Genomic DNA, 19375 nt, shown 5'->3' with positions numbered 1-19375 from the left:
CATGTCCGATGCGGGCCGTCGGCCCTCCCGACGCCTGCTGGTCCCCGGCCCCTCCCTCATCGTGAGGAAGCCGCCCCTTCGCCGAGCTCCGGCGGCACGGGACAGTCAGCCCTGGACGCTCACTCGACCTTCGGCGAGGGAACCGGTGGCTCGGTGCACGAGAATCTCACCGACGAGGGCCTGGCCGCCGCCCGCGGCCGCGTCGCCGGACGCCCCGCGGTCGCCGCCGAGGAAGTCCCCTGCGCGAGCAGGCGGCGCACCTGATTCCGGTTCGGCGGCCGCTCACCGCCCTGTGGCGGGTTCGTGGGCGGGCGGTGGTCTTGCCGGAAAGGGGCCGGGGCGGTGCCGTTCTCTCCCGCGGAGCCGTGGCGAGGCGTCGTGCCGGTTCTCTCGCGTGCCGTTCTCTCGGGCTGGGCGGTCAGGACGGCTGGACCTGGTCGAAGAGGGCGAGGGCTTCGGCGGGGTCCGGGCTCACGAGCCGTTCCAGACCGGCCGTCGTGATCTTCGCCCACCTGCCGGCCCGTGCCCACATCTGTTTCTCGAAGGCGCGGACGGCGTCGTCCAGATCTCCAGGGCCGCGGGCGGCGGCGATGGACTCGGCGAGTTCGGCGCCTTCCAGCATCGCGAGGTTCGCGCCCGCCCCCAGTGGGGGCATCAGATGGGCGGCGTCGCCCAGGAGCGTCACCCCGGGGACGTGGGTCCAGGTGTGGGACACGGGCAGGACGTAGAGGGGGCGGTGGATGAATGCGGTGCCGTGGCGCAGGAGGTCGAGGACGGGAGCGGCCCAGCCGTCGAACAGAGTCAGCAGGCTCGATCGCACGGCCTCGACGTCGGCCAGGTCCAGGTTCGTGTGCCAGTCCAGCGGCGCGCGGAACTGGGCGTACACCTTGACGTGGCCGCCGCTGTTGCGCTGGGCGACGAGTTTTCGGTTCACGCCGTACACCGCGACGGAGCCGTCGCCGACCAGTCGGGCGAGGTCGGGGTGGCGGGTGTCGACATCGTCGAGGGAGGTCTCGACCGAGGTGACACCGGTGTAGTGCGGCGTCACCGGCGAGACTGCCGGGCGGGTCCGGGACCAGGCGCCGTCCGCGCCGACTACGAGGTCGAACGTTTCCCGTCGCCCGTCCGCGAAATGGACGAGTACGCCGTCCGGGGTCCCCGGGACCACCTGTGTCACGTCCCGCCCCCACTGGACGTCGAGCGGGCCGAGCAGCAGGTCACGGAGTTGCCCGCGGTCTATCTCGGGATTGGCCCGGTCGTCCGGACGGGGCCGCCAGTCGCGCAGGACGGTCCCGTCCGTGTCCAGGATGCGCATGGCCTGCCCCTCGGGGCGGGACAGCGCCCGGAACTCCGCCAGCAGCCCCGCCTTGTCCAGCGCGAGCTGGCCCAGCCCTTCGTGCAGGTCCAGCGTGCCGCCCGGGGGGCGGGCGTCGGGGGCGGGATCGCGTTCGAGGAGGGCGACGGGGTGACCATGGCGGTGTAAGACGCGGGCGAAGGTAAGGCCGGCAGGGCCACTGCCGACCACGGCGATGCGATGTCTCATGTCGATACACTGTATTTTCTCGGTACGGTGCATCGCAACAGTACGATGTGACCATGACTGTGTGGGACCGGCCGGAGCCGCCGACTCGCCCCGTGCCGCTCGACCGGGAGCGGATCGTCGCCGCCGCCGTCGCGCTGGCCGACGAGGGCGGGCTGGAGGCGGTGTCGTTGCGCAAGGTGGCCGCCCGGCTGGACGCCGGCCCGATGCGGCTGTACGGATACATCTCCACCAAGCAGGAGTTGTTCGACCTCATGGTGGACGAGGTCCAGGCCGAGATTCTCCCCGGGGAGCAGCCCGCCGACTGGCGGGAGGCGCTGAGCGTCCTCGCCCACCGCACCAGGCAGTCCGCTCTCCGCCACGAATGGCTGGCCGACCTGCTCGGTGGCCGCCCGGCCCTGGGCCCGAACGGCCTCGCCGTGACCGAGGCCACACTGGCCGCCCTCGACGGCCTCGCCGACGTCGACACCGTCATGCGCGCCGTGGAGACGGTCAGCGCCTACTTCACCGGCGCGATCAGGCGCGAGATCGCGAACCTGCGGGCGGAGCGCGCCACGGGCCTGTCCAAGCGCGACTGGCAGCGCGCGTCCGGCCCGCATGTGACGAAGATGTTGGCCACGGGCCGCTTCCCGGCGCTGGCCAAGGCGGTGTACGAGGGCACGGACGTGGACGCCGAGGCAGTCTTCGCGACCGGCCTGGACTGGGTCCTCGACGCCGTGGCCGCCAAACTCACCCGGCCGCCGGCCTGACGCTCAGCTCCTGCCGGACCTCCAGGCCGGCCGGGCCCGCACGTGGGCCGTATCCCGCGGGCCCGGAGGTGATGGAACGAGCCAGGGCCTGGCGGGTTGCCGTCCTCGCGAGGCGGGCCGCCATCGGCTCCACCGACTTGCGCCGCCCCTCCAGCAGCAGCCCCTGCACGAGGTGCCGACCGGGCCGGCCCCCGGACGCGTCGGCTCCTCGCGGCTTGACCGGCAGCACCGTGACCGGATCTGCTCGCCCCGGCTCTTGTCGGCTGGGGCTCCCGGCGTCACGGCAGGGACGCGAACTGCCTCGCGACCGATGACCGTAGCTCGGCGTGCAGCCGCTGATACGTGGCGGTCGACCGCGGGGCGGGCCACTGCGGGCCGAGGTATTTCTCGGGCAGGCCTGGATCCGTGCGCAGGAGATCGCTCCAGTCGTTGGTCAGCAGGAGCAGTTGCGGCAGGGCGTTCGCCTGATCGGACTCGGCGTTCTCCCACCGGGTGAGGAAGTCGTCGTGGGCGGCCCGGAGGACGTCCAGATCCCATGCCCTGGCGACCAGTTGGGCGGTGGGGGTGGGGAAGCTGGGGCTGCCCTGGAACGCGTGGGCCAGGTCGAGGTCCTCGGCCGGGAGGAGGTCGACGAGGAGGGGGCGGACGTCTATGCGGCCGGGCGCGATCCACAGGTTGGGTTGCAGGGGGCCGAATCCGGCCCATGCCAGACGGGGCAGGAGGTGGTAGCGGGCGTTCCGCAGCCGCGTCGGCAGCGGGCAACTCAGCACGGTCCAGACGTCGTCGGGGCGTTCGAAGGGCGCGGGGTTGAACAGGCGCGCTCTGCCTTGCGTGACCAGGCGTTCCCCTTCGTCGGTCGGTGCGAAGACCGTGGTGCGGCCGTCCTTGCGGCGGGTGAGCAGACCGCGGTGCGTCATCCGGTTCAGAGTGGCGCGGGTGGCCGCCTCGCCGATGCCTGTCCGGCTCAGCACGGAGATGAATGTCGCGCTGGGAAGCGCCGGGACCATCCCGTCCGCCGCGTGCTGGGACGCGAACCCGAGGACGCTGAGCACCATGTCCTGAGGCCTTGAGGAGGGCGCGTCCGTCTCTTTCTCCTGTTCCACCGTCTCAGGCTACGTCCACAGGCCGACTCTAGACAATCTCTTGCACATGTGTGAAGAATTGTCTCAGGTCGAGGATGGGGGAGTCGGGCGGCGCCCCGCTGCGGGCAGCGAACTTTCCGCATCTGCCGCTGTCTGTCGCATCCCGTGAGAGGCGCACCGGGCCGATCGAGCCCGGCCTCCCTGATCCCCATGCATGGCAAACCTGCTGTAGGAGAGGAATCAGTCCCGTGAGCACAGACCACGCACGTTCCGCCGATCCGCGAGACCAGGACGGTCTCGGAGTCGAGGTGCTCTACCGGCCGGCGAATCCGCCGGAGAACCTGCCCCCGCAGAGCGCCCAGACGCCGTTCCGGCCGGGCACCACCGTGCTCCCCAAGGGATCCGTGAACGACGAGGGTGCCCTGCCCCTGCCGGTCGACATCCGGCTGGACCGCGACGTGGCCGTCCCCCTGACCGACGGCACGACGCTCTACGGCGACATCTACCGGCCCACCACCGACGAGAAGGTCCCGGTGATCCTGGTGTGGACGCCGTACACCAAGAACGGCGGCTGGGCCAACCACCACCTGCAGGCGTTCAAGTTCGGTACCCCGCGTGACCATCTGTCGGGTCTCCAGGTGTTCGAGGCGCCCGACCCTGGTTACTGGGTCCAGTACGGTTACGCGATCGCCGTCGTGGACGCCCGCGGCACCGGACATTCCGAAGGCGACCAGCTGTGGTGGGGCCGGGCCGGCGGACGTGACGTGTACGACACCATCGAGTGGCTCGGCACGCAGGACTGGACCAACGGCAAGGTCGGTATGGCCGGCAACTCGCAGCTCGCCATCCTCCAGTGGTTCGCCGCCGCCGAGCAGCCCCCGCACCTGGCCGCCATCGCGCCCTGGGAGGGCCTGACGGACATGTACCGGGACGACACCGCGCGCGGCGGCATCCCGGACACCACGTTCCAGGACCGGGACATCATGGCCTTCATCCACGGCAAGAGCCGCACCGAGGACTGCCCCGCGATGATGGCGGCCCACCCGCTGATGAACGCCTACTGGGAGGACAAGCGGGCCCGTCTGGAGCAGATCGAGGTCCCGGCATACATCGGGGCGAGCTGGAGCAACCCGCTGCACACCCGCGGCTCGGTGAAGGCGTTCCGGGAGATCTCCTCCAAGGACAAGTGGTTGCGTGTCCACAACACGCTGGAGTGGACCGACCTCGCCGACCTGGACAACGTCGCCGACCTGCGCCGCTTCTTCGACCGCTTCCTCAAGGGGCTCGACAACGGCTGGGAGGCCACGCCCAGGGTCCGCCTCTCGGTGCTCGACCCGGGGGGTGAGGACGAGGTCGGTCGTGCGGAGAACGAGTGGCCGCCGGCTCGCCAACAGTGGCGCACCCTGCACCTCGACGCGTCGTCGAACACGCTCTCCGACAAGGTGCCGACGCAGGAGTCGGTGGCCCGTTACCAGGGCGACGACCTGGAGTCCTCCGTGAAGTTCACCTACACGGCCGAGAAGGACACCGAGATCACCGGCCACCTCAACCTGCACCTGTGGGTGGAGACCGAGGACGCCGACGACGCCGACCTGTTCGCCGCGGTCTACAAGACCGATGCCCAGGGCCGGCGGCTCTACCACATCACGGTGGCCGGTGAGCGGCGTGCGGGACTCGCCGCCGCGGCGGCGCAGGGGGCGATGCTTCCCGCGATGGTGGCCTACTCGGGCCCGCTCGGCCGGATCCGCGCCTCGCACCGCGCTCTGGACCCGGAGCGTTCCACGCCCGGTGAACCGTACCTCCTGCACACCGGGGAGGACCTGCTCACGCCCGGTGAGCCGGTGGCGGTCGAGCTCGGCCTGTGGCCCACGTCGATGGTGCTGCACGCCGGGGAGACGCTGGTGGTGGAGATCGGCGGGCACCCGGTGGGCGACCTGGCCGCCGACAGCCTGCCCGGCGGCGACCTCGGCACCCCGACCCGGAACAAGGGCGCCCACCTGATCCGCACGGGCGGTTCCCACGATTCCCACCTGCTGCTGCCGGTGGTCCCTAGGCCGTGATTTAGAAGGCGCTGCTCTGCCTGCGTGGCCGTCCGGGGAAGTCGCGGCCGGCCACCCACATGATGAGGTCGTTGGCGATCCGGCCGATGCTGGTGTCGGTGTCGACCTCGTGTCCGCGCCGTGTGTTGTCGCGGCGAACGATCTCGTAGCCGCCTTCGTCGAGGACAGCCACGGAAGCGAACCGGACGGGGTCGTCTTCGTCGGGTTGGATGACGACGAACGTGTTGTCCGAGTCGTTCAGTTCGCCGATCAGGTCGAACAGCGCGTCCTCGGACGGGTCGACGACGTGGTGTCCGTTCTCGCTGTCGACATAGCAGTAGGTTTCCGCCATCGGTCCGCTCCTACCCCCTGTGCCGACGTGCTGCCGCCGTCAGCATGGCATGCGGTGCCGACAAGCCCGTCCGGTCACAGCCATTCGTTGATCGCAGCCATCTGGACGGTGGCTTCGAAGCGGACGGCGAGTTTGCCGAACCGAGTGGCTACAGCCCGGTTGCGCTTGAGGCGGTTGATCCCGCACTCGACGGCGTGCGGGCCTTGTCATCCTCGCGATCGAATGCCGGAGGACGTCCACCCCTGCTTCCGCGGCGCCGGCGGTGGCAGGCTTGGTCGGCCGGTTCCGGAAATTAGGGGTCGTAGACCACGCCGCGCGGCAGGACGGCCCGTTTGCGGCCGTTGTCGGTCAGGCCCCGGACGGGGGTCGTCTCCGAGCCCGCGTACGTGGTGGGCACGCTGATCACGGGCAGGCCCGTGGTCAGGGGCATCGCGATGGTGGAGTCGCCTCCGATGGCCGGACAGCCGTCCGCGCCGACCTCGCGTGCGGCTGCTCGGGCCGCTTCCGCGAGGTCGACCGGTACGTGCATCCGGCTTCGGCGAAGAGTCCGGCGTACGTCTCACCCAGCAGGGCGGCGGTTCGGGGTGGACGGCACCAGGACCCGCCGCAGCCCCAAACGCTCGGCTTGCTGCGGCAGTTGACGCAGGCTGCCGGTGCCGAAGACCACCCGCATCGGCAGGGACTCGGAGGTGAAGGTGCCCGCGACGAACGCGTGCGTGGTGACCGGCCGGTGATGCTCGGGCGCGCGCGACGAAGTGGATGTGGGCGGGCCGGTAGGGGTGCCTGCCGGTGGCTTCGAGGAGGTCGCCGACGGGGCCGTCGGTGCCGAACAGGGGGGACGGTGCTCTCGGTTCCCTCCGTCGCGGCCTCCCATTGAGGTGGCGGGTCAGGCTCTCCATGATCTGCCGCAGCCGCCGGTCCTTGGTCTCGCGGAAGCTCTCCACCACCGCGTCGGTGGCGGTCTCAGACGGTGAAGTCCACTCGTGTTCCTAACCGTTCGGGGTGTCCTGGCCTGCGAGGTGGTCGGTGAACCAGTCACCGGTGAGCGCGTCGCGTTCGGGCGCATGGTTGTAGAGGGTGTGTTCGCCGTCGGGCCAGATCCGCAGCGTGGAGGTGTCGGGATCGGCGGCGCGGAGGAACGGCTCCTGGTCCTCGTAACGGGCGAGGGGGTCGAGGCCGCCGTGCAGCAGAAGCAGCGGGCAGCGGATGCGGTGCTTGTCCGGGTCGAAGCGCAGGCTGTCCATGACCGCGGTCACCCGGCCCGGGTCGTCGGTGCCGACCACGGCGGCCATCTGCTCGCGGGCGGTGCGGAATTCGGGGACCGCCGGTGCCGCCGGGGCTCCGTTGACGACCACGGCGCCGACACGTGGATCCGCGGCGGCCAGGTGGGCGGCGAACAGGCCGCCGAAGCTGATGCCCTGGATGCCGACGGCGCCGCCGAGACGGGGATCGGCCTCGACCAGATCGAGGAAGCGGGCGAAGCCGTCGATGACGCGTTCGTCGACGTACAGCCCGTGGCGCAGCCGTGACTCGCCCTGACCGGGGCCTTCCGCGAGCAGACAGGCCAGACCACGCGCCGTGTACGCGTCGGCGACCGACAGATACGCCGCTCCCCAGCCGCTGAGCCCGCCCCACACGATCACGGTGGCGCGCGGCGGGCCGGCCGGCAGGCACAGCCAGCCGCCGAGGACGCCGTCGCGGTGCGGGATCTCCACACGCTCCACCCCGGGTGCGAGAGCGGCGACCGCCGCCGTGTGCCGGGCGTAGAGCTCCCGTTTCTCGGCGGTGTCGCTCTGATACGCCATCTGCGCGAACATCAGGGCCGCGGAGGCGTATCGACGCGCCTGTCGGGCGGTGACGTCGTGGCCGGTCGTCTCGGCGAGACGGGCACGCTCCAGTTGTGTGTCGGCCAGTGTCGCGGCGGCGTCCTGCCACGACAGCCCGGCGGCGGTGTCGGCAAGCAGGCGGCGGGCGTCGGCGGGGTCCATCCCGCAGTCGGTGAGCCGGGTGAACGGCATGGCCCGGTGCTGGGCGGCGACCAGCGGCGGCAACCCGGCCCCCGCTTCGTGATCTCCGTTCGTCATGCAGCCGCACCCACCGTTCCGGACAGCGCGGCATCGAGGTCGTCCACCAGCTCGCCCAGGTCCGCGCGGTCGGCCGCCGTACCGAACAGCACGAAGTCGGGACGCGCCAAGTAGGCGACGGCGCCGAGCAGTTCGAGGTACTCCCGGTGCCGCCCGTCAAGGTCGTCGACCGTGTCGAGGGCGACCACGGCGCAGCCCAGGCGCTCCAACCGGGCGAGCCGCTCAGGCCCCAGTGCATCGGCGGGATCCTCGGCGGTGACCAGGGTGAAGCCGTATCCGGTCAGGTCGTCGAAGCGCCCGGTGCGCCCGTCGGCCAGACGGATGCGGCCCTGCGGGGTGAGGGTGCCGACCGGCGCGTGAGTGCCCTGGCGCAGCACACCGTGGGCAAGGGGCGGGAACGGGGGCGGCGGAGGCATCGTGCCGGCGAAGAAGGCCGCGTCCCGGGCGGCCGCGGCCTCGGTGTCGTGCGTGTTGGCGACCTTGCCGAGGCCGATCGCCGCGTGGGTGAGGGCGGTGACGTGCGGGCGGCGCTCGCTCTCGTATGTGTCCAGCAGGGCGTCGGGCGCCTGGCCGCCGAGGACGAGGTGCAGTTTCCAGGCGAGGTTGGTGGCGTCGCGCAGGCCGCTGCACGCGCCCTGGCCGAGGTAGGGGGGCATGGTGTGGGCGGCGTCGCCGGCCAGGAAGACGTTGCCCGTTCGCCAGCGGGTGGCGATGCGCGCCTCGAAACGGTAGACCAGCTGCCGGATGATCCGCACGTCGTCCGGGCCCAGGTCGTGGTAGCGGCGCAGCATCCGCCAGGCGCTCTGAGGGGCGGTCATCTCCTCGCGGGTCTCGTCGGGCAGCAGGGCGAACTCGAAGCGCTGACGGGCGGTGCCGATGTTGATGGTCATGTGGCCGCGCGCGGGGTCGCAGTACTGGGTGGCGTAGGCGAACTCCGGGGGCTGGGGGCGCAGCCACTCGGTGTCGATGTTGAGCCACAGCTCGTTGAAGCCGAAGTCCTGGCGCTCCACGCCGAGCAGTTCGCGTATCCCGCTGCGGCTGCCGTCGGCGGCGATCACATAGCGCGCGCGGACCTCGTCGTGCGGGCCGTTCGCAGTGGCCCCGTCGGCGTCCCAGCCGCGCAGGCGCAGGGTGACGCCGTCGTCGTCCTGGTCGAGGCCGGTGACCGCCCAGCCCTGTCGGACGTCGACCGTGCCGTAGCCGCGCAGCCGCTTGTCGATCGCGCTCTCCACGTCCGGCTGGTACATGGAGATGTGGCCCGGATATCCCATCGGCCCCTGGGGGATCGAGGGGATGCGCACGAGGGTCTCGCCGTTGCCGTTGAGCCACACGTACTCGCACATCGACGAGTCGCGCAACGCCTCGTCCGCATCGCCCGCCGCCTGGACGATCCGGGCGGTCTCGTCATCGATGTGGGTCAGCCGGGGCAGCCCGTACAGGCCGGGCCAGCGCTCGCAGACCACCACCCGGTGACCGAGCCGGCCGAGCAGGGACGCGGCGGCGAGGCCGGTCGGCCCGTAGCCGACGACAGCGACGTCATGGAGCGGAGCCATGGGACACCTCCAGAAACAGCCCCGCGCCGTTGCGAGGGGTGAGGCGGGAAGAGGGAGGGCGTGGCTCGGCCATGCGGTGCAGGCCGAGACCGCGTGTGAAGCGAGATTCACAGTTGATGTGAAGCGAGATTCACACGACGGCAACATGGACGTCAAGAGCACGATCGATAAACTGCGCAAATGACCGAGTCCCCCACCCGCAGACCCGCCGCCCTCCGGGAGGGCAGTCGCCGTTCGGAGCAGGACCTCCTACAGGCCGGGTACGCACTGCTCGAAGAGGGCGGAGTGGACGCGCTCACCGTGGCCGCCGTCGCCGAGCGGGCCGGCATGGCGGTCGGCAGCATCTACCGCCGGTTCGGCGACAAGCAGGGCCTCCTGCTGGCGATCCAGCACGCCTTCACCGAGAACATCCAGGCCGAGATCACGGAGCGGCTGTCCGCGGAGCGGCTGCGCCTCCTGCGCGATCCGGCCGTGGCGATCGCCGAGGCCGTCGGCGCGCTCACCGACGCCTTCCGGGCGCACGAGGCCCTCCTGCGCGTCTTCCTGCTGCTCGGCACCCGGCACGAAGCGGTACGCGCCGAGGGCTCCCGCGTCAGCGTCGAGGGCAACCGCCACTTCGCCGAGGCACTGCGCCACACACCCGTCGCGCATGCCGACCCCGAGGCCGCGCTGGACTTCGCCTACCGTCTGATCTACGCCGCGATCGCGCACCGCGGCACGCACCGCGGCACGCAGGGCGAGTTCCTGGAGTCCGAACGACCACTGCCCTGGACCGAACTGCGCACCCACCTGCAGACCGCGGTCATCTCCTACCTCCTCGGCACCCGGGAAGCCCGCTGAGCGCCCAACCCGGCGTCGCGCGGAAGTGCACGGACGGCCTTTGGCGAGCGGCGCGATCGTATGTGAGCTCCAGCTCGAATCGTATGTGAACCGGCATTCACGAGATGCCCGTGGTCGGGCGCGGGGACAGGCGAGCGAGCGGGAGGGCGTACGAACGCCCGGGCTGCCGGCGAGGACGGCGCCGGGTCCCGGTAGGCGAGAGCCGGCGGCTGCCGTGCCGGCGGGTCGTCGAGGCGCGGCACGCCGTCGGCGTGGTCGGCCGGGCCCTTGCCCGGCTGAAGGCGGCGTCGACATGGGCGCGCAGCAGTCGTGGGCGAGGTCCGGCGGCGGCCGTCACAGTGTGGGTGACCCTCTTGTGGTTGACCGACTCGCCCGTCTCACGCAGTTCGGCGGTGATCCTGGCATCGGCCACCTGACCGGCCATCCTGCGGGCAGCGGTGCCCAGTCGACGCCGTCGACCGGCCGTAGGTGGTGCGAGGCGCGCACCCAACGCCGCCCGCTTCTCGAGGAAGACGGCATGGTCACGTGTGAGCGTTGCGGTGCGGCGAATCGGCGTGCGCGGGGCGAGGGTCAGAACATGGTGTTGTCGTTCTTGGAGGTGGGCGGGATCACCTGGAGGACGTCCCAGTGTTCGACGATCCTGCCGTCCGCGTCGAAACGGAAGATGTCGATGCCGGCGTACTCCTCGGCGGGCCAGGTCTGGTGGCAGTGCAGGATCACGTGGTCGCCTTCGGCGAAGGCGCGCTTGACCTCCACCCGCTTGCCCGGGTACTCGGCGGCCATGCGCTCGAAGTAGTCGATGAACGCCTGCTTGCCGTCGCCGACGTGCGGATTGTGCTGGATGTAGGTGTCGCCGGCGTACCGGTCGATGGCCTCGGCGGGACGGCACTGGTTGAACATCAGGTCGTAGAACGCCTGAGCCGTGGCCTTGTTCTTCTCCGGGTCGTTCATGGTGCCACCGTAGGGTCGGGTGCCGGGTGCGGCACGGTGAGTGCGTCGAGCAGGTGGTCGGCCCCGGCGCGGACGGAGAGTGTCCGGCCGGCGAGGTCGGCGGGGGTTTCGGGGTGGGTGGGGTTGACGCGTACGAGGCGTGCGTGGGGGATCTGGCGGGTGAGGTGTTCGCCCGGCCACCGGATGACGCCAGGGGTGTTGAATCCGGCGCCGAACTCGAGGATGAGCAGGCGGGCGTCGGGGGCGGTCGCCAGCCAGTCCTGGAGGCGGCGGCCCGCGGGGAGATGGGGCTCGTCGACGAACTCGGGGCCGATGCGGACGTTGATCTCGACCTCGCCGCCGCAGTTCGGGCAGCTGGGCAGGGGGCCGGTGACGGCGCCGGTGGCCGGGTCGTACGCGGCGAGGAGCTGTGCGACGAGGGGGCGGGTGTCCCAGGTGGTCGGTGTGCAGGGGGTCGTGCACTGGTAGCGGCCGTAGTCGCCCTGCGGGGTGAAGATCCGGTCGGGGGCGAAGCCGCCCCGGGCGAAGAGGGCGTCCACGTTGGACGTCATCACCCAGTGGTCCTTGTCGCCGACGAGGGACCTCAGCCGCTGGTAGAGGGGGTTGGGGGCCGGCGAGAAGCGGATGTCGTCGATGTGGACCGCCCAGTAGCCCCACCACAGCTCGGGCGGCAGGGGGACGCCGACGAGGTAGCGGGAACGCAGGCCGAGGCGGTACAGGGCGGGGAAGAGTTCCCGGAAGCGGTCTTCGTCGCCGTAGTCGTATCCGGCGGCGGCGCTGAGTCCGGCCCCGGCGGTGATCAGGACGCGGTCGGCCTCGCCGAGCCAGGTGCGCAGCGTCCCGGCGGCGGCTTCCAGGTCGGAGGTGGACTCGTTCATCGGGGCTGGGTTCCTTCGGTCAGTGCCTGGAGGTAGGCGGCGCGGTCGTCGTCCGCGTACACGTTGAAGATCACGCGGTCTAGCAGTCCGGGGTGCAGGTCGAGCCATTCGGCCACGGTGCTCAGGGCGGTGCGGGCGGCGGGCACCTTGGGGTAGCCGAAGACGCCGGTGCTGATGCCGCAGAACGCGAGGCTGCGGATGTCGCCCACGTCGGCGGCGAGGTCGAGGCAGGCACGGTACGAGGCCGCCAGCGCCTCCTCGTGCTCCGGGAGCACGGGGCCGTCGACGATCGGGCCGACGGTGTGCAGGACGTGGCGTGCGGGCAGGTGGTAGCCGCGGGTGATCTTGGCGGTGCCGGTCGGCTCCGGGTGGCCCTGGAGGGACATGATCGTGTGGCAGTCGGCGCGCAGGCGGGGGCCGGCCGCGGCGTGGAGGGCGTTGTCGATGCACGGGTGCATCGGGGCGAAGCAACCGAGCAGGGCACTGTTGGCGGCGTTCACGACGGCGTCGGCGCCGAGCGTGGTGATGTCGCCCTGCCACAGCACCGTGCGGTCGGCGGCCCGGTAGGTGGTGTGGGGAAGCGTGTCGCGGACGGTGGGCAGTGCGGCCGCGTCGGTGATGTCGCGTGCCAGGCGTTCGACGGCCAGGAGCGCGTCCAGCGCGCGGGCGGCCTGGGTGTGCAGCGGACCCGGTTCCCGGACCGTCAGCACGGCCCGCAGGAGCCGTCGGGCGGTGGCGTCGTCGATCCGGTCCGCCGCGCCGGGGCGCAGCCCGGCCCCGGCCGCCGCCGGGTCGTCGGCCAGCAGGCCGAGCGCCTCGCGGACCAGGTCGGCGGACCGGGCGTCCGCGTCGTGGCCCGCGTCGGACCGGAACGGTTCGTCCAGGGTGATGGCGGCCCGGTAGGCGGCCAGCGGCAGGGAAGTCGGGCGCACGGTGGTCCTCCGGGCGGTGAGCATGTGACGGGTCGAAGGGGGGACGGGTCCGCCGAGCGGCGCGCCGCCAGGCCCTCACTCCCCGGGTTTGGTGAAGGCGTGGCGGCGGGTGAGGGCCCGTCAGGCGGGTTCGAGGGTTCCGGTGTGCAGTTCGGCGATGCGGCCGTCGCCCGTCTCGTAGGTCCAGAAGGCGTGGACCGTCAGGGCGTCGAGGTTCATGAGGTGAGTGACCGTCATGCCGGACTTCTCGACCCAGGCGAGCATGAACAGGCCGGGGGCCACCTCGGCGGTGTGGAGGGTGACCGTCTCCTCGGAGCCCTTGGTCGGGCCCTCGGTGGTCTCGTAGTGGAGAGTGGTGCCGTCGGCCGCGTAGGTGTTGCGGAAGACGACCCCGTTGTCGACGCGGAAGACGAAGGTCTTCCCGGCGTAGGTCGGCTCACTCATCGCGATTCTCTCCCTGTCGGCGGTGCGCGGCCTCAGAACAGGCCGTTGCCGTGGGGCAGCTCGGCCGGGATCGGGGAGATGACGTCCCAGTGCTCGACGATCTTGCCGCCCTGGACGCGGAAGAGGTCGTAGTAGGCGACGGGGACGCCGAACTCGCCCTCGGACTGGAGCAGGACGAACTCGCCCTCGGCGATGACCTTGTGGACGGTCTTGTAGACGAGGTTCTTGCCCTGCTCGGCCCACTTCGCGGCAGCGGCGCCGAAGCCGGCGAGGCCGTCGGCGGCCTCCGGGTTGTGCTGGTCGTACGTCTCGGTGGAGATGTAGTCGGTGAGCACCGAGTAGTCCGCGCCGACCAGGACCTTCTGCGCGAACTCGGCGACCAGGGCCCGGTTGGCCTCGGTCTCCTCGGGCGAGGTGACCTCGGTGGGGCCGTCGGTCTGCGAGCGCCCGGAGGCGGTCTCCTTGACCAGCGGGGTCAGGGCGTCCCAGTGCTCGGCGAGCTTGCCGTCGGCGTCGACACGGAAGACGTCGAAGGCGACCAGCGGGTCGGGCCCGAAGCCGTGGTACGTGCCGTGCAGGGCGACCAGGTCGCCGTCGGCGATCACTCGGGCGCCCTCGTAGCCGAAGCCCTCCGGCAGGCCGGCGACCAGTTGGCGCAGGGCCTCGGGGCCGTCGGCGGCCAGGGTGCTGTGCTGGGTGTAGTCGGCGGCGACCCAGCGGTCCACCGCGCTCGGGTCCTTCTGGCCGAACAGTTCACCGGCGGCGGTCAGGACGGTGTTCTTGGCGTTGCTCATGACGGTTCTCCTTGTGAGGGCAGGTCATGGGTGGGGACTTGGGGGACGGTCGTGGTCAGGCGCTGGTCGAGGGCGGAGGTCAGGGAGGTGACGGTGGAGTCCGCGCCGCCCATCCGGTCGGCTCCGTGCGCGGAGTCCAGCAGTAGCGTCGGGTAGGAGAGAACGCGCAGGCGGCGTAGCGCGCGGAAGTCGGCGCGGGCCTTCACCCGGCCGGCCGGGGCGCTGAACGCCGCGGTCACGGCGTCCGCGTCCAGTCCGAGTTCGTCGGCTATACCCCGGTAGACCTCGGCGTCGGACAGGCTCCGGCCGTCGACGAACCACGCCCGCTGCATGGCCTCGGCCGCGTCCAGTTCGCTGATGCCGGGCTGGTCGCGCAGTGCGGCCAGCCCCGCCGCCGCGGCTGCGGAGTCGAGCACGGTCGTTCCCCGCGAGACGGCGCGGTCGTAGCCCGTGCCGAAGGTGACTCCGGTCAGCCGCGTGACGTCGCCGCGTTCGGCCGGAAGGTGCGGATAGGCCGAGACCGGCAGCGCCCGGGCACCGGTGTAGAGGCCGGCCGACACGACGCTGAGCCGGATGCGGTGAGCGTTTTCCTCGGCGAAGGCCCGCAGGGTGGGGCCGAAGCCGTAGCACCAGGCGCAGTACGCGTCGAAGGCGTACGTCAAGGAGGCCCGTTCTGCCGAAGGCATCACATACCTCCTCTCTTGACGCTCTCTTACTGCTTTCCGACATCGATTGATGCCAGATGGGCTGACAGCTCCAAGTTAGAGTGGTTGAACAGGTCGAATCAGATGCGCGGGCGACTGGTGATGGTCAAAAACCGACATGATGCCAGCCGGAGGATCCTGGAGATCTCCTTCGCGGTGCCCGCCGGCAGCCCTGCCGGCGTCGAGGTGCGGCCCCTCGCCGACCTGGGCGGCCACCGCGCCCCCGATGAGCGGCTCACGGCTCCCCGGCGCCCGGACCTCCACCACCTGAGCACCCTCACCGGCGGAACCCTCTGGCACACGGTCGACTTCCCCGCCTACGCCGTCGAACCCGGCTCGTGGCCGTGGGCTCGCCCCGGCCAGGTGCAGCAGCGGGGTGACCTCATCCACGCCGAGGGCACCCTGGTCCCGTTCCGCCGGACTCCCTCGACCCGGCCACCACCCACCGCCGGCGCCCGCGTGGAAGACCCGTAAGCGCCGATCCTGCGCCGGCCCCTGCCCGAGGACGCCCAGGCCCTCCGACGGACCGCCGCCCATCTCGCCGCAGAGTTCCCAGCCCTCGGACGCCCGCCCCTGGAGATCCACACAGTGGCCCTGCGCCACCTGCGGCCGTCCTCGTCCTGCGCCTGGCCCACCTCCCTTCGGCGAGGCGACCCATCGGGCGCCGAGGCAGTCGGCGACGCAGAGGCCGGTGGCGGCCGGCGACGCAGAGGCCGGTGGCGGCCGGCGACGCAGAGGCCGGTGGCGGCCGGGTGGCGCGCAAACTCGGCGGCATCGGCGGGAAGTTGGTCGACGCCACCGTCAACCCCACCACAGGCGAGGCGATAGCGACGTACGACGCCTGGGACGCCGTACGCATCGAGGCCGCCGTGGTGGGGGCTGGTGGCTGTGCACGTGCCCGACCATCGCAGGTCACAGCTGTGCGCGGCCGGATCGGCTACCCGAGGGTCGGCCCGGGCCGAGCATGGCGCGGGGCGGGACGCGTTGCGCACCCGGCCCCTCCATGGCTGCGCGAGGCGGGACAGGGTGTCATGATCGGCGACTCCGCCATCCTCCGGGCCGGCCGGTTCTCCGTGTTCGGTGCCGATCTGGACCTGACGCTGCTGGACACCCGGCGGGCGACGGCTGCTGCCCTGTGCGAGGTGAATGCCCGCTGTGGCGAGCGTGTGGACGTGGATGCCTTCGTCGCCGGACTGGGACCGCCAGCACCCGCAACCCCCGCACCACCCCACGCCGAGGAGTCCGTACTGCGTCCGATGTCACCGCGCACCTCACCGACCTCCCCTTGTTTCTGGGCGGACGTGCGGAAGCCGATCTGTGCGGCGCATGGGTGAGGAAAGCCGGTCCGGGGAGGCGGTGAGGCGGCGGCCTGCCTCGACCGCGTCCGGTGTGGCCTCGGCGACACGGACGTCGATGCCGCTACGGGCGGCGACTTCGGCGATGCCGGGGCCCATGAGCCCGCATCCGACGAAGCCGAGACGGGTGACGGGATCCATCCGAGGTCCTTACCGATGAGTCGCTGTGGCGAGTCCGGAGGCCCCGCACCCGCTCCGACTGCTTGCGGTGATCGCCGTCACAGATCGAGGACCAGGCGAGGACCGCGTGAGCGGGAGACGCAGATGAGCATGGTGTCGCCGGCGGCTCGCTCCTCCTCGGTCAGCAGCGAGTCGCGGTGCTCGGGCCTGCCGTCGAGCACATCGGTCTCGCAGGTGCCGCACGTGCCTTCCCGGCAGGAGAAGTCGACCGCGACGCCGGCCTCCTCCACGGTTTCGAGCACCGAACGGCCAGGCGGCACGGTGAGGGTGAGGCCGGAACGGGCGAGTTCCAGTTCGAAGGACTCGGCCGGGGCGGTTTCGGCCGTCCGCACCGGGGCGAACCGCTCGACGCACAGCGTGCCGGGCGGCCAGCCCGCGCACTGCTCCCGCACCGCCCGCAGCAGGGGTTCGGGACCGCAGGCGTGCACCAGGGTGCCCTCCTCGGGCACGCCGAGATGGGCGGCGAGGTCCAGCAGGCCGTACTCGTCCTGCGGCCGGATCCGCACACGGTCCCCGTGGGGGGCGAGGCGGTCCAGGAACGCCATGGAGGTACGGGTGCGGCCGCCGTACAGCAGCCGCCAGTCGGCCCCCGCGGTCTCGGCGGCCTCGACCATGGGAAGGATGGGCGTGATACCGACGCCGCCGGCGATGAACAGATGGCGGGCGGCGGGCCGCAGCGGGAAGTTGTTCCGCGGTCCGCGGACCCGCACCGTGGTGCCTTCGCGCAGGTGGGCGTGGACGTACGCGGAGCCGCCGCGGCCCTGCGGCTCGCGCAGCACGGCGATCTGCCAGGTCCCGCGGTCGGCAGGGTGCCCGCACAGCGAGTACTGACGGATCACGTCGCCGTCGTCGCCGTTGCCGCCTTCCAGGAGTACGTCGATATGGGCGCCCGGCGTCCAGGAGGGGAGCGCTCCGCCGTCGGGGCGGCGCAAGGTGAGGGAGACGACGCCGTCGGCGGCGAGCGTGCGGGCGGCCACCGTGAGGGTCGTCGGGGCCGGGGGCAGGTGGTCGTTCATGGTCGTTCAGCTCCGGGGTTCAGGTCTGCGTCGGAACATGCAGCAACAGCGCGTCGCCCTGACCACCGCCCCCACACAGGGCGGCCGCTCCGGTGCCGCCTCCGCGCCGCCGCAACTGCGCCGCGAGCGTCAGCACCAGCCGGGCTCCGGTCATGCCGACCGGGTGCCCGAGCGCGATCGCGCCGCCGCTGACGTTCACCTTGTCCAGCGGGATGCCCAGCTGCCGTACGGACGCCAGGGCGACTCCGGCGAACGCCTCGTTGATCTCGAACAGGTCCAGGTCGGCGGCCTTCAGCCGGCCGTCACGGGACAGCGCGTCGCGGACCGCGCCGGCCGGCTGGACGAGCAGCGAGGGGTCGGGACCCGCGACCGTGCCGTAGGCGCCGATCTCGGCGAGCGGTGTCAGGCCTTCCCACCGGGCGCGCTCCGCGCTCATCACGACCACGGCCGCGGCGCCGTCGGACAGCTGTGAGGAGTTGCCCGCGGTGACGGTGCCCGCTGGGGAGAAGGCCGGCCTCAGGCGCCCCAGGCTCTCGGCGGTGGTTCCCGGCCGTATGCCCTCGTCGGTGTCCACCGACGTCTCGCCCCGGCGTCCGGCAACGGCGACGGGAGCGATCTCCTCGGACAACGCGCCCGACTCCTGTGCGTCGGCGGCCCTTTGATGGGACAGCGCGCTGTACTCGTCCAGTTCCTCCCGGGTCAGGGCGTGCGGCTGCTGGTAGCGCTCGGTGGCCGCCCCCATGGAGACGTCGTCGAAGGCGCAGATGAGGGCGTCGCGGTCGAGGGCGTCCTCCGCCGCGGTCGATCCGTACCTCCAGCCGGGGCGAGCTCCGCGCAGCAGGTGCGGGGCACCCGACATGGACTCCATACCACCGGCGACGACCACCTCGTGACGGCCGGAGGCGATCATGAGGTCGGCCAGGGCGATGGCGTGCAGACCCGACGGGCAGAGCTTGTTGACGGTACTCGCGGGGACGGAGAACGGAATGCCCGCGCGGATCGCGGCCTGCCGGGCCGGGTTGGGGCCGGCCCCGGCCTGCACGACATGGCCCATGACGACGGCTTCCACGGCCGCCGGGTCCAGGTGGACGGCGGCCAGCGCGGCGCCGATGGCGTGGGCGCCGAGGTCGACCGCGGTCAGGGTGCTCAGGGTGCCCATCAGTTTGCCGATGGGCGTCCTGGTTCCGGCGACGATGACGGATCCCGGCATGGCCGGCACCTCCTGGGTGGGGGACGAGGTCAGGCGACCGCGTCGACGGCACGTTCGGCGGTCAGGTGGGCCGTCTCGTTCACCGAGTGCAGAACGATCCGGCCGCCGGGCATGCGGCGCACCCGGCTGACGGAGGTGTAGCCGGGGTGGAACCAGAACATCCTGGGCAGACCGAGCACCGTCGCCAGGTAGGTGTTGGTGATGCCGCCGTGGCACACGGCCGCGACCCGCCCGCCGGGATGGGCGTCGAGGATGGTGTCCATGGCCCGCACGGCACGCGCGCGAAAGGCGTCCCAGTCGAGATCGGGCACGAAGTCCTCGTAGCGTCCCTCGGCGAGCGCCGCCGCCCGGGGATCGTCCGTGCCGATCTGCTCCGGCGGCGTGTAGGGCTGGGACACGTCCGTGTCCCACTCGCGCAGGTCGTCGAGGACGGTGGACGTCATACCGGTCAGCCGTTCGAGTGGTGCCACGGTCTCACGGGCACGCCGGAACGGGCTGCAGTACAGGGCGTCGACATCCTCGGGCCCGAGCCAGGCGGCGAGGCGCTCGGCCTGAGCGGTGCCCTCCGGCGACAGCCCCGGGTCGAACACCCCCGCCAGGGGGAGGCCGTGCCGGATGAGGAGGAGTTCGGTCATGGGTGATCCTCGGTACGGGTGAGTGGGTGTGAGGGTG

At 71.8% G+C, this 19375-nt stretch carries 21 protein-coding genes and 4 pseudogenes; 5 read left to right on the top strand and 20 right to left on the bottom strand.

Annotated elements, in window-relative coordinates; genetic code table 11:
* Nucleotides 1–418: 418 nt before the first annotated feature.
* A complete protein-coding gene (locus tag AQJ64_RS18185) occupies nt 419–1543 on the bottom strand; it encodes an FAD-dependent oxidoreductase (RefSeq protein ID WP_059202764.1) in 1125 nt (374 codons plus the stop codon).
* Nucleotides 1544–1596: 53 nt separating this feature from the next.
* Here AQJ64_RS18185 and AQJ64_RS18180 point away from each other — a divergent pair, with 53 nt between their 5' ends.
* Entirely contained in the window at nt 1597–2289 is a 693-nt protein-coding gene (locus AQJ64_RS18180; protein ID WP_055637004.1) for a TetR/AcrR family transcriptional regulator, read from the top strand.
* 18 nt (nt 2290–2307) lie between these two features.
* On the opposite strand, the pseudogene AQJ64_RS52360 reads toward AQJ64_RS18180, so the two are convergent.
* Together AQJ64_RS52360 and AQJ64_RS18170 are read right to left on the bottom strand one after the other, a co-directional pair.
* Nucleotides 2308–2515 (bottom strand): annotated as a pseudogene (locus AQJ64_RS52360) (transposase); the annotation flags it as partial.
* Between the two features lie 52 nt (nt 2516–2567).
* Nucleotides 2568–3392 (bottom strand): PaaX family transcriptional regulator, encoded by an 825-nt coding sequence (locus AQJ64_RS18170; RefSeq protein ID WP_157881091.1) that lies wholly within the window; start codon nt 3390–3392, stop codon nt 2568–2570.
* Between the two features lie 227 nt (nt 3393–3619).
* Between AQJ64_RS18170 and AQJ64_RS18165 the strand changes: the two genes are divergently transcribed.
* Entirely contained in the window at nt 3620–5431 is a 1812-nt protein-coding gene (locus tag AQJ64_RS18165; RefSeq protein WP_055637001.1) for a CocE/NonD family hydrolase, read from the top strand.
* A 1-nt stretch (nt 5432) separates the two neighbouring features.
* Here the strand turns inward: AQJ64_RS18165 and AQJ64_RS18160 are convergent, their stop codons facing one another.
* The 6 genes and pseudogenes from AQJ64_RS18160 to mhpA form a co-directional block, all read right to left on the bottom strand.
* Nucleotides 5433–5762, bottom strand: a complete 330-nt coding sequence (locus AQJ64_RS18160) for a hypothetical protein (protein ID WP_055637000.1) — start codon at nt 5760–5762, stop codon at nt 5433–5435.
* Nucleotides 5763–5836: 74 nt separating this feature from the next.
* Nucleotides 5837–6088: pseudogene (locus AQJ64_RS50925) on the bottom strand (IS5 family transposase); the annotation flags it as partial.
* Nucleotides 6055–6291 carry a dehydroquinate synthase/iron-containing alcohol dehydrogenase family protein gene (locus AQJ64_RS18155; RefSeq protein WP_055636999.1) on the bottom strand — a complete coding sequence of 79 codons (237 nt, stop codon included), beginning with the start codon at nt 6289–6291 and terminating at the stop codon, nt 6055–6057. The gene AQJ64_RS18155 and the pseudogene AQJ64_RS50925, both read right to left, overlap by 34 nt.
* Before the next feature lie 165 nt (nt 6292–6456).
* Nucleotides 6457–6604, bottom strand: a pseudogene (locus AQJ64_RS50920) (dioxygenase family protein); the annotation flags it as partial.
* A gap of 147 nt (nt 6605–6751) precedes the next feature.
* Nucleotides 6752–7846 carry an alpha/beta hydrolase family protein gene (locus tag AQJ64_RS18150; RefSeq protein ID WP_055636998.1) on the bottom strand — a complete coding sequence of 365 codons (1095 nt, stop codon included), beginning with the start codon at nt 7844–7846 and terminating at the stop codon, nt 6752–6754.
* Nucleotides 7843–9399, bottom strand: a complete 1557-nt coding sequence (mhpA, locus tag AQJ64_RS18145; protein ID WP_055636997.1) for a bifunctional 3-(3-hydroxy-phenyl)propionate/3-hydroxycinnamic acid hydroxylase MhpA — start codon at nt 9397–9399, stop codon at nt 7843–7845. Before mhpA ends, AQJ64_RS18150 begins: the two co-directional genes overlap by 4 nt.
* 180 nt (nt 9400–9579) lie before the next feature.
* On the opposite strand from mhpA, the gene AQJ64_RS18140 reads away from it, so the two are divergent.
* Nucleotides 9580–10239: a TetR/AcrR family transcriptional regulator gene (locus tag AQJ64_RS18140; protein ID WP_055636996.1), complete on the top strand. Its 660-nt coding sequence runs from the start codon at nt 9580–9582 to the stop codon at nt 10237–10239.
* Between the two features lie 97 nt (nt 10240–10336).
* On the opposite strand, the gene AQJ64_RS49135 is transcribed toward AQJ64_RS18140, so the two are convergent.
* The 7 genes from AQJ64_RS49135 to AQJ64_RS18110 form a co-directional block, all read right to left on the bottom strand.
* Entirely contained in the window at nt 10337–10651 is a 315-nt protein-coding gene (locus AQJ64_RS49135; RefSeq protein WP_157881090.1) for a hypothetical protein, read from the bottom strand.
* A gap of 158 nt (nt 10652–10809) precedes the next feature.
* Nucleotides 10810–11190, bottom strand: a complete 381-nt coding sequence (locus tag AQJ64_RS18135) for a nuclear transport factor 2 family protein (RefSeq protein WP_055636995.1) — start codon at nt 11188–11190, stop codon at nt 10810–10812.
* Entirely contained in the window at nt 11187–12068 is an 882-nt protein-coding gene (locus AQJ64_RS18130) for an SIR2 family NAD-dependent protein deacylase (protein WP_059202763.1), read from the bottom strand. Before AQJ64_RS18130 ends, AQJ64_RS18135 begins: the two co-directional genes overlap by 4 nt.
* Nucleotides 12065–13000, bottom strand: a complete 936-nt coding sequence (locus AQJ64_RS18125; protein WP_099054023.1) for a protein-ADP-ribose hydrolase — start codon at nt 12998–13000, stop codon at nt 12065–12067. Before AQJ64_RS18125 ends, AQJ64_RS18130 begins: the two co-directional genes overlap by 4 nt.
* A gap of 120 nt (nt 13001–13120) precedes the next feature.
* Nucleotides 13121–13444, bottom strand: a complete 324-nt coding sequence (locus AQJ64_RS18120) for a MoaF-related domain-containing protein (RefSeq protein ID WP_055635699.1) — start codon at nt 13442–13444, stop codon at nt 13121–13123.
* 32 nt (nt 13445–13476) lie between these two features.
* Complete coding sequence (locus AQJ64_RS18115) at nt 13477–14238, bottom strand: nuclear transport factor 2 family protein (RefSeq protein ID WP_055635700.1); 762 nt, start codon at nt 14236–14238, stop codon at nt 13477–13479.
* Entirely contained in the window at nt 14235–14924 is a 690-nt protein-coding gene (locus AQJ64_RS18110) for a DsbA family protein (RefSeq protein WP_055635701.1), read from the bottom strand. The genes AQJ64_RS18115 and AQJ64_RS18110 overlap by 4 nt, the downstream gene beginning before the upstream one ends.
* A 102-nt stretch (nt 14925–15026) precedes the next feature.
* On the opposite strand from AQJ64_RS18110, the gene AQJ64_RS18105 reads away from it, so the two are divergent.
* Together AQJ64_RS18105 and AQJ64_RS50150 are read left to right on the top strand one after the other, a co-directional pair.
* Complete coding sequence (locus AQJ64_RS18105; RefSeq protein WP_055635702.1) at nt 15027–15416, top strand: hypothetical protein; 390 nt, start codon at nt 15027–15029, stop codon at nt 15414–15416.
* A gap of 242 nt (nt 15417–15658) precedes the next feature.
* Nucleotides 15659–16276 (top strand): hypothetical protein, encoded by a 618-nt coding sequence (locus AQJ64_RS50150; protein ID WP_206189771.1) that lies wholly within the window; start codon nt 15659–15661, stop codon nt 16274–16276.
* Nucleotides 16277–16282: 6 nt separating this feature from the next.
* Here the strand turns inward: AQJ64_RS50150 and AQJ64_RS46025 are convergent.
* The 4 genes and pseudogenes from AQJ64_RS46025 to AQJ64_RS18090 all read right to left on the bottom strand — a co-directional run.
* Nucleotides 16283–16438: pseudogene (locus tag AQJ64_RS46025) on the bottom strand (3-hydroxyacyl-CoA dehydrogenase NAD-binding domain-containing protein); the annotation flags it as partial.
* Between the two features lie 77 nt (nt 16439–16515).
* Nucleotides 16516–17493 (bottom strand): PDR/VanB family oxidoreductase, encoded by a 978-nt coding sequence (locus tag AQJ64_RS18100; RefSeq protein ID WP_055635704.1) that lies wholly within the window; start codon nt 17491–17493, stop codon nt 16516–16518.
* A gap of 19 nt (nt 17494–17512) precedes the next feature.
* A complete protein-coding gene (locus AQJ64_RS18095; protein WP_055635705.1) occupies nt 17513–18703 on the bottom strand; it encodes an acetyl-CoA C-acyltransferase in 1191 nt (396 codons plus the stop codon).
* Nucleotides 18704–18732: 29 nt separating this feature from the next.
* Complete coding sequence (locus AQJ64_RS18090) at nt 18733–19338, bottom strand: histidine phosphatase family protein (RefSeq protein ID WP_055635706.1); 606 nt, start codon at nt 19336–19338, stop codon at nt 18733–18735.
* Nucleotides 19339–19375 lie beyond the last annotated feature (37 nt).

Source organism: Streptomyces griseoruber, from assembly GCF_001514205.1.
GTDB lineage: Bacteria > Actinomycetota > Actinomycetes > Streptomycetales > Streptomycetaceae > Streptomyces > Streptomyces griseoruber.
The sequence above is the reverse complement of the archived record's forward strand: the minus strand, read 5'-3'. Positions and strand labels throughout refer to the sequence as shown.

Excerpts from the sequence above, each read along its gene's own strand:
- AQJ64_RS18100 (WP_055635704.1), bottom strand. The coding sequence starts at position 17,493 with ATGAACGACCACCTGCCCCCGGCCCCGACGACCCTCACGGTGGCCGCC.
- AQJ64_RS18110 (WP_055635701.1), bottom strand. The coding sequence starts at position 14,924 with ATGCCTTCGGCAGAACGGGCCTCCTTGACGTACGCCTTCGACGCGTAC.
- AQJ64_RS18185 (WP_059202764.1), bottom strand. The coding sequence starts at position 1,543 with ATGAGACATCGCATCGCCGTGGTCGGCAGTGGCCCTGCCGGCCTTACC.
- AQJ64_RS18160 (WP_055637000.1), bottom strand. The coding sequence starts at position 5,762 with ATGGCGGAAACCTACTGCTATGTCGACAGCGAGAACGGACACCACGTC.
- AQJ64_RS18115 (WP_055635700.1), bottom strand. The coding sequence starts at position 14,238 with ATGAGCAACGCCAAGAACACCGTCCTGACCGCCGCCGGTGAACTGTTC.
- AQJ64_RS18130 (WP_059202763.1), bottom strand. The coding sequence starts at position 12,068 with ATGAACGAGTCCACCTCCGACCTGGAAGCCGCCGCCGGGACGCTGCGC.
- AQJ64_RS18105 (WP_055635702.1), top strand. The coding sequence starts at position 15,027 with ATGCGCGGGCGACTGGTGATGGTCAAAAACCGACATGATGCCAGCCGG.
- mhpA (WP_055636997.1), bottom strand. The coding sequence starts at position 9,399 with ATGGCTCCGCTCCATGACGTCGCTGTCGTCGGCTACGGGCCGACCGGC.
- AQJ64_RS18090 (WP_055635706.1), bottom strand. The coding sequence starts at position 19,338 with ATGACCGAACTCCTCCTCATCCGGCACGGCCTCCCCCTGGCGGGGGTG.
- AQJ64_RS18095 (WP_055635705.1), bottom strand. The coding sequence starts at position 18,703 with ATGCCGGGATCCGTCATCGTCGCCGGAACCAGGACGCCCATCGGCAAA.
- AQJ64_RS18140 (WP_055636996.1), top strand. The coding sequence starts at position 9,580 with ATGACCGAGTCCCCCACCCGCAGACCCGCCGCCCTCCGGGAGGGCAGT.
- AQJ64_RS18135 (WP_055636995.1), bottom strand. The coding sequence starts at position 11,190 with ATGAACGACCCGGAGAAGAACAAGGCCACGGCTCAGGCGTTCTACGAC.
- AQJ64_RS18120 (WP_055635699.1), bottom strand. The coding sequence starts at position 13,444 with ATGAGTGAGCCGACCTACGCCGGGAAGACCTTCGTCTTCCGCGTCGAC.
- AQJ64_RS18180 (WP_055637004.1), top strand. The coding sequence starts at position 1,597 with ATGACTGTGTGGGACCGGCCGGAGCCGCCGACTCGCCCCGTGCCGCTC.
- AQJ64_RS18150 (WP_055636998.1), bottom strand. The coding sequence starts at position 7,846 with ATGACGAACGGAGATCACGAAGCGGGGGCCGGGTTGCCGCCGCTGGTC.
- AQJ64_RS18155 (WP_055636999.1), bottom strand. The coding sequence starts at position 6,291 with ATGCACGTACCGGTCGACCTCGCGGAAGCGGCCCGAGCAGCCGCACGC.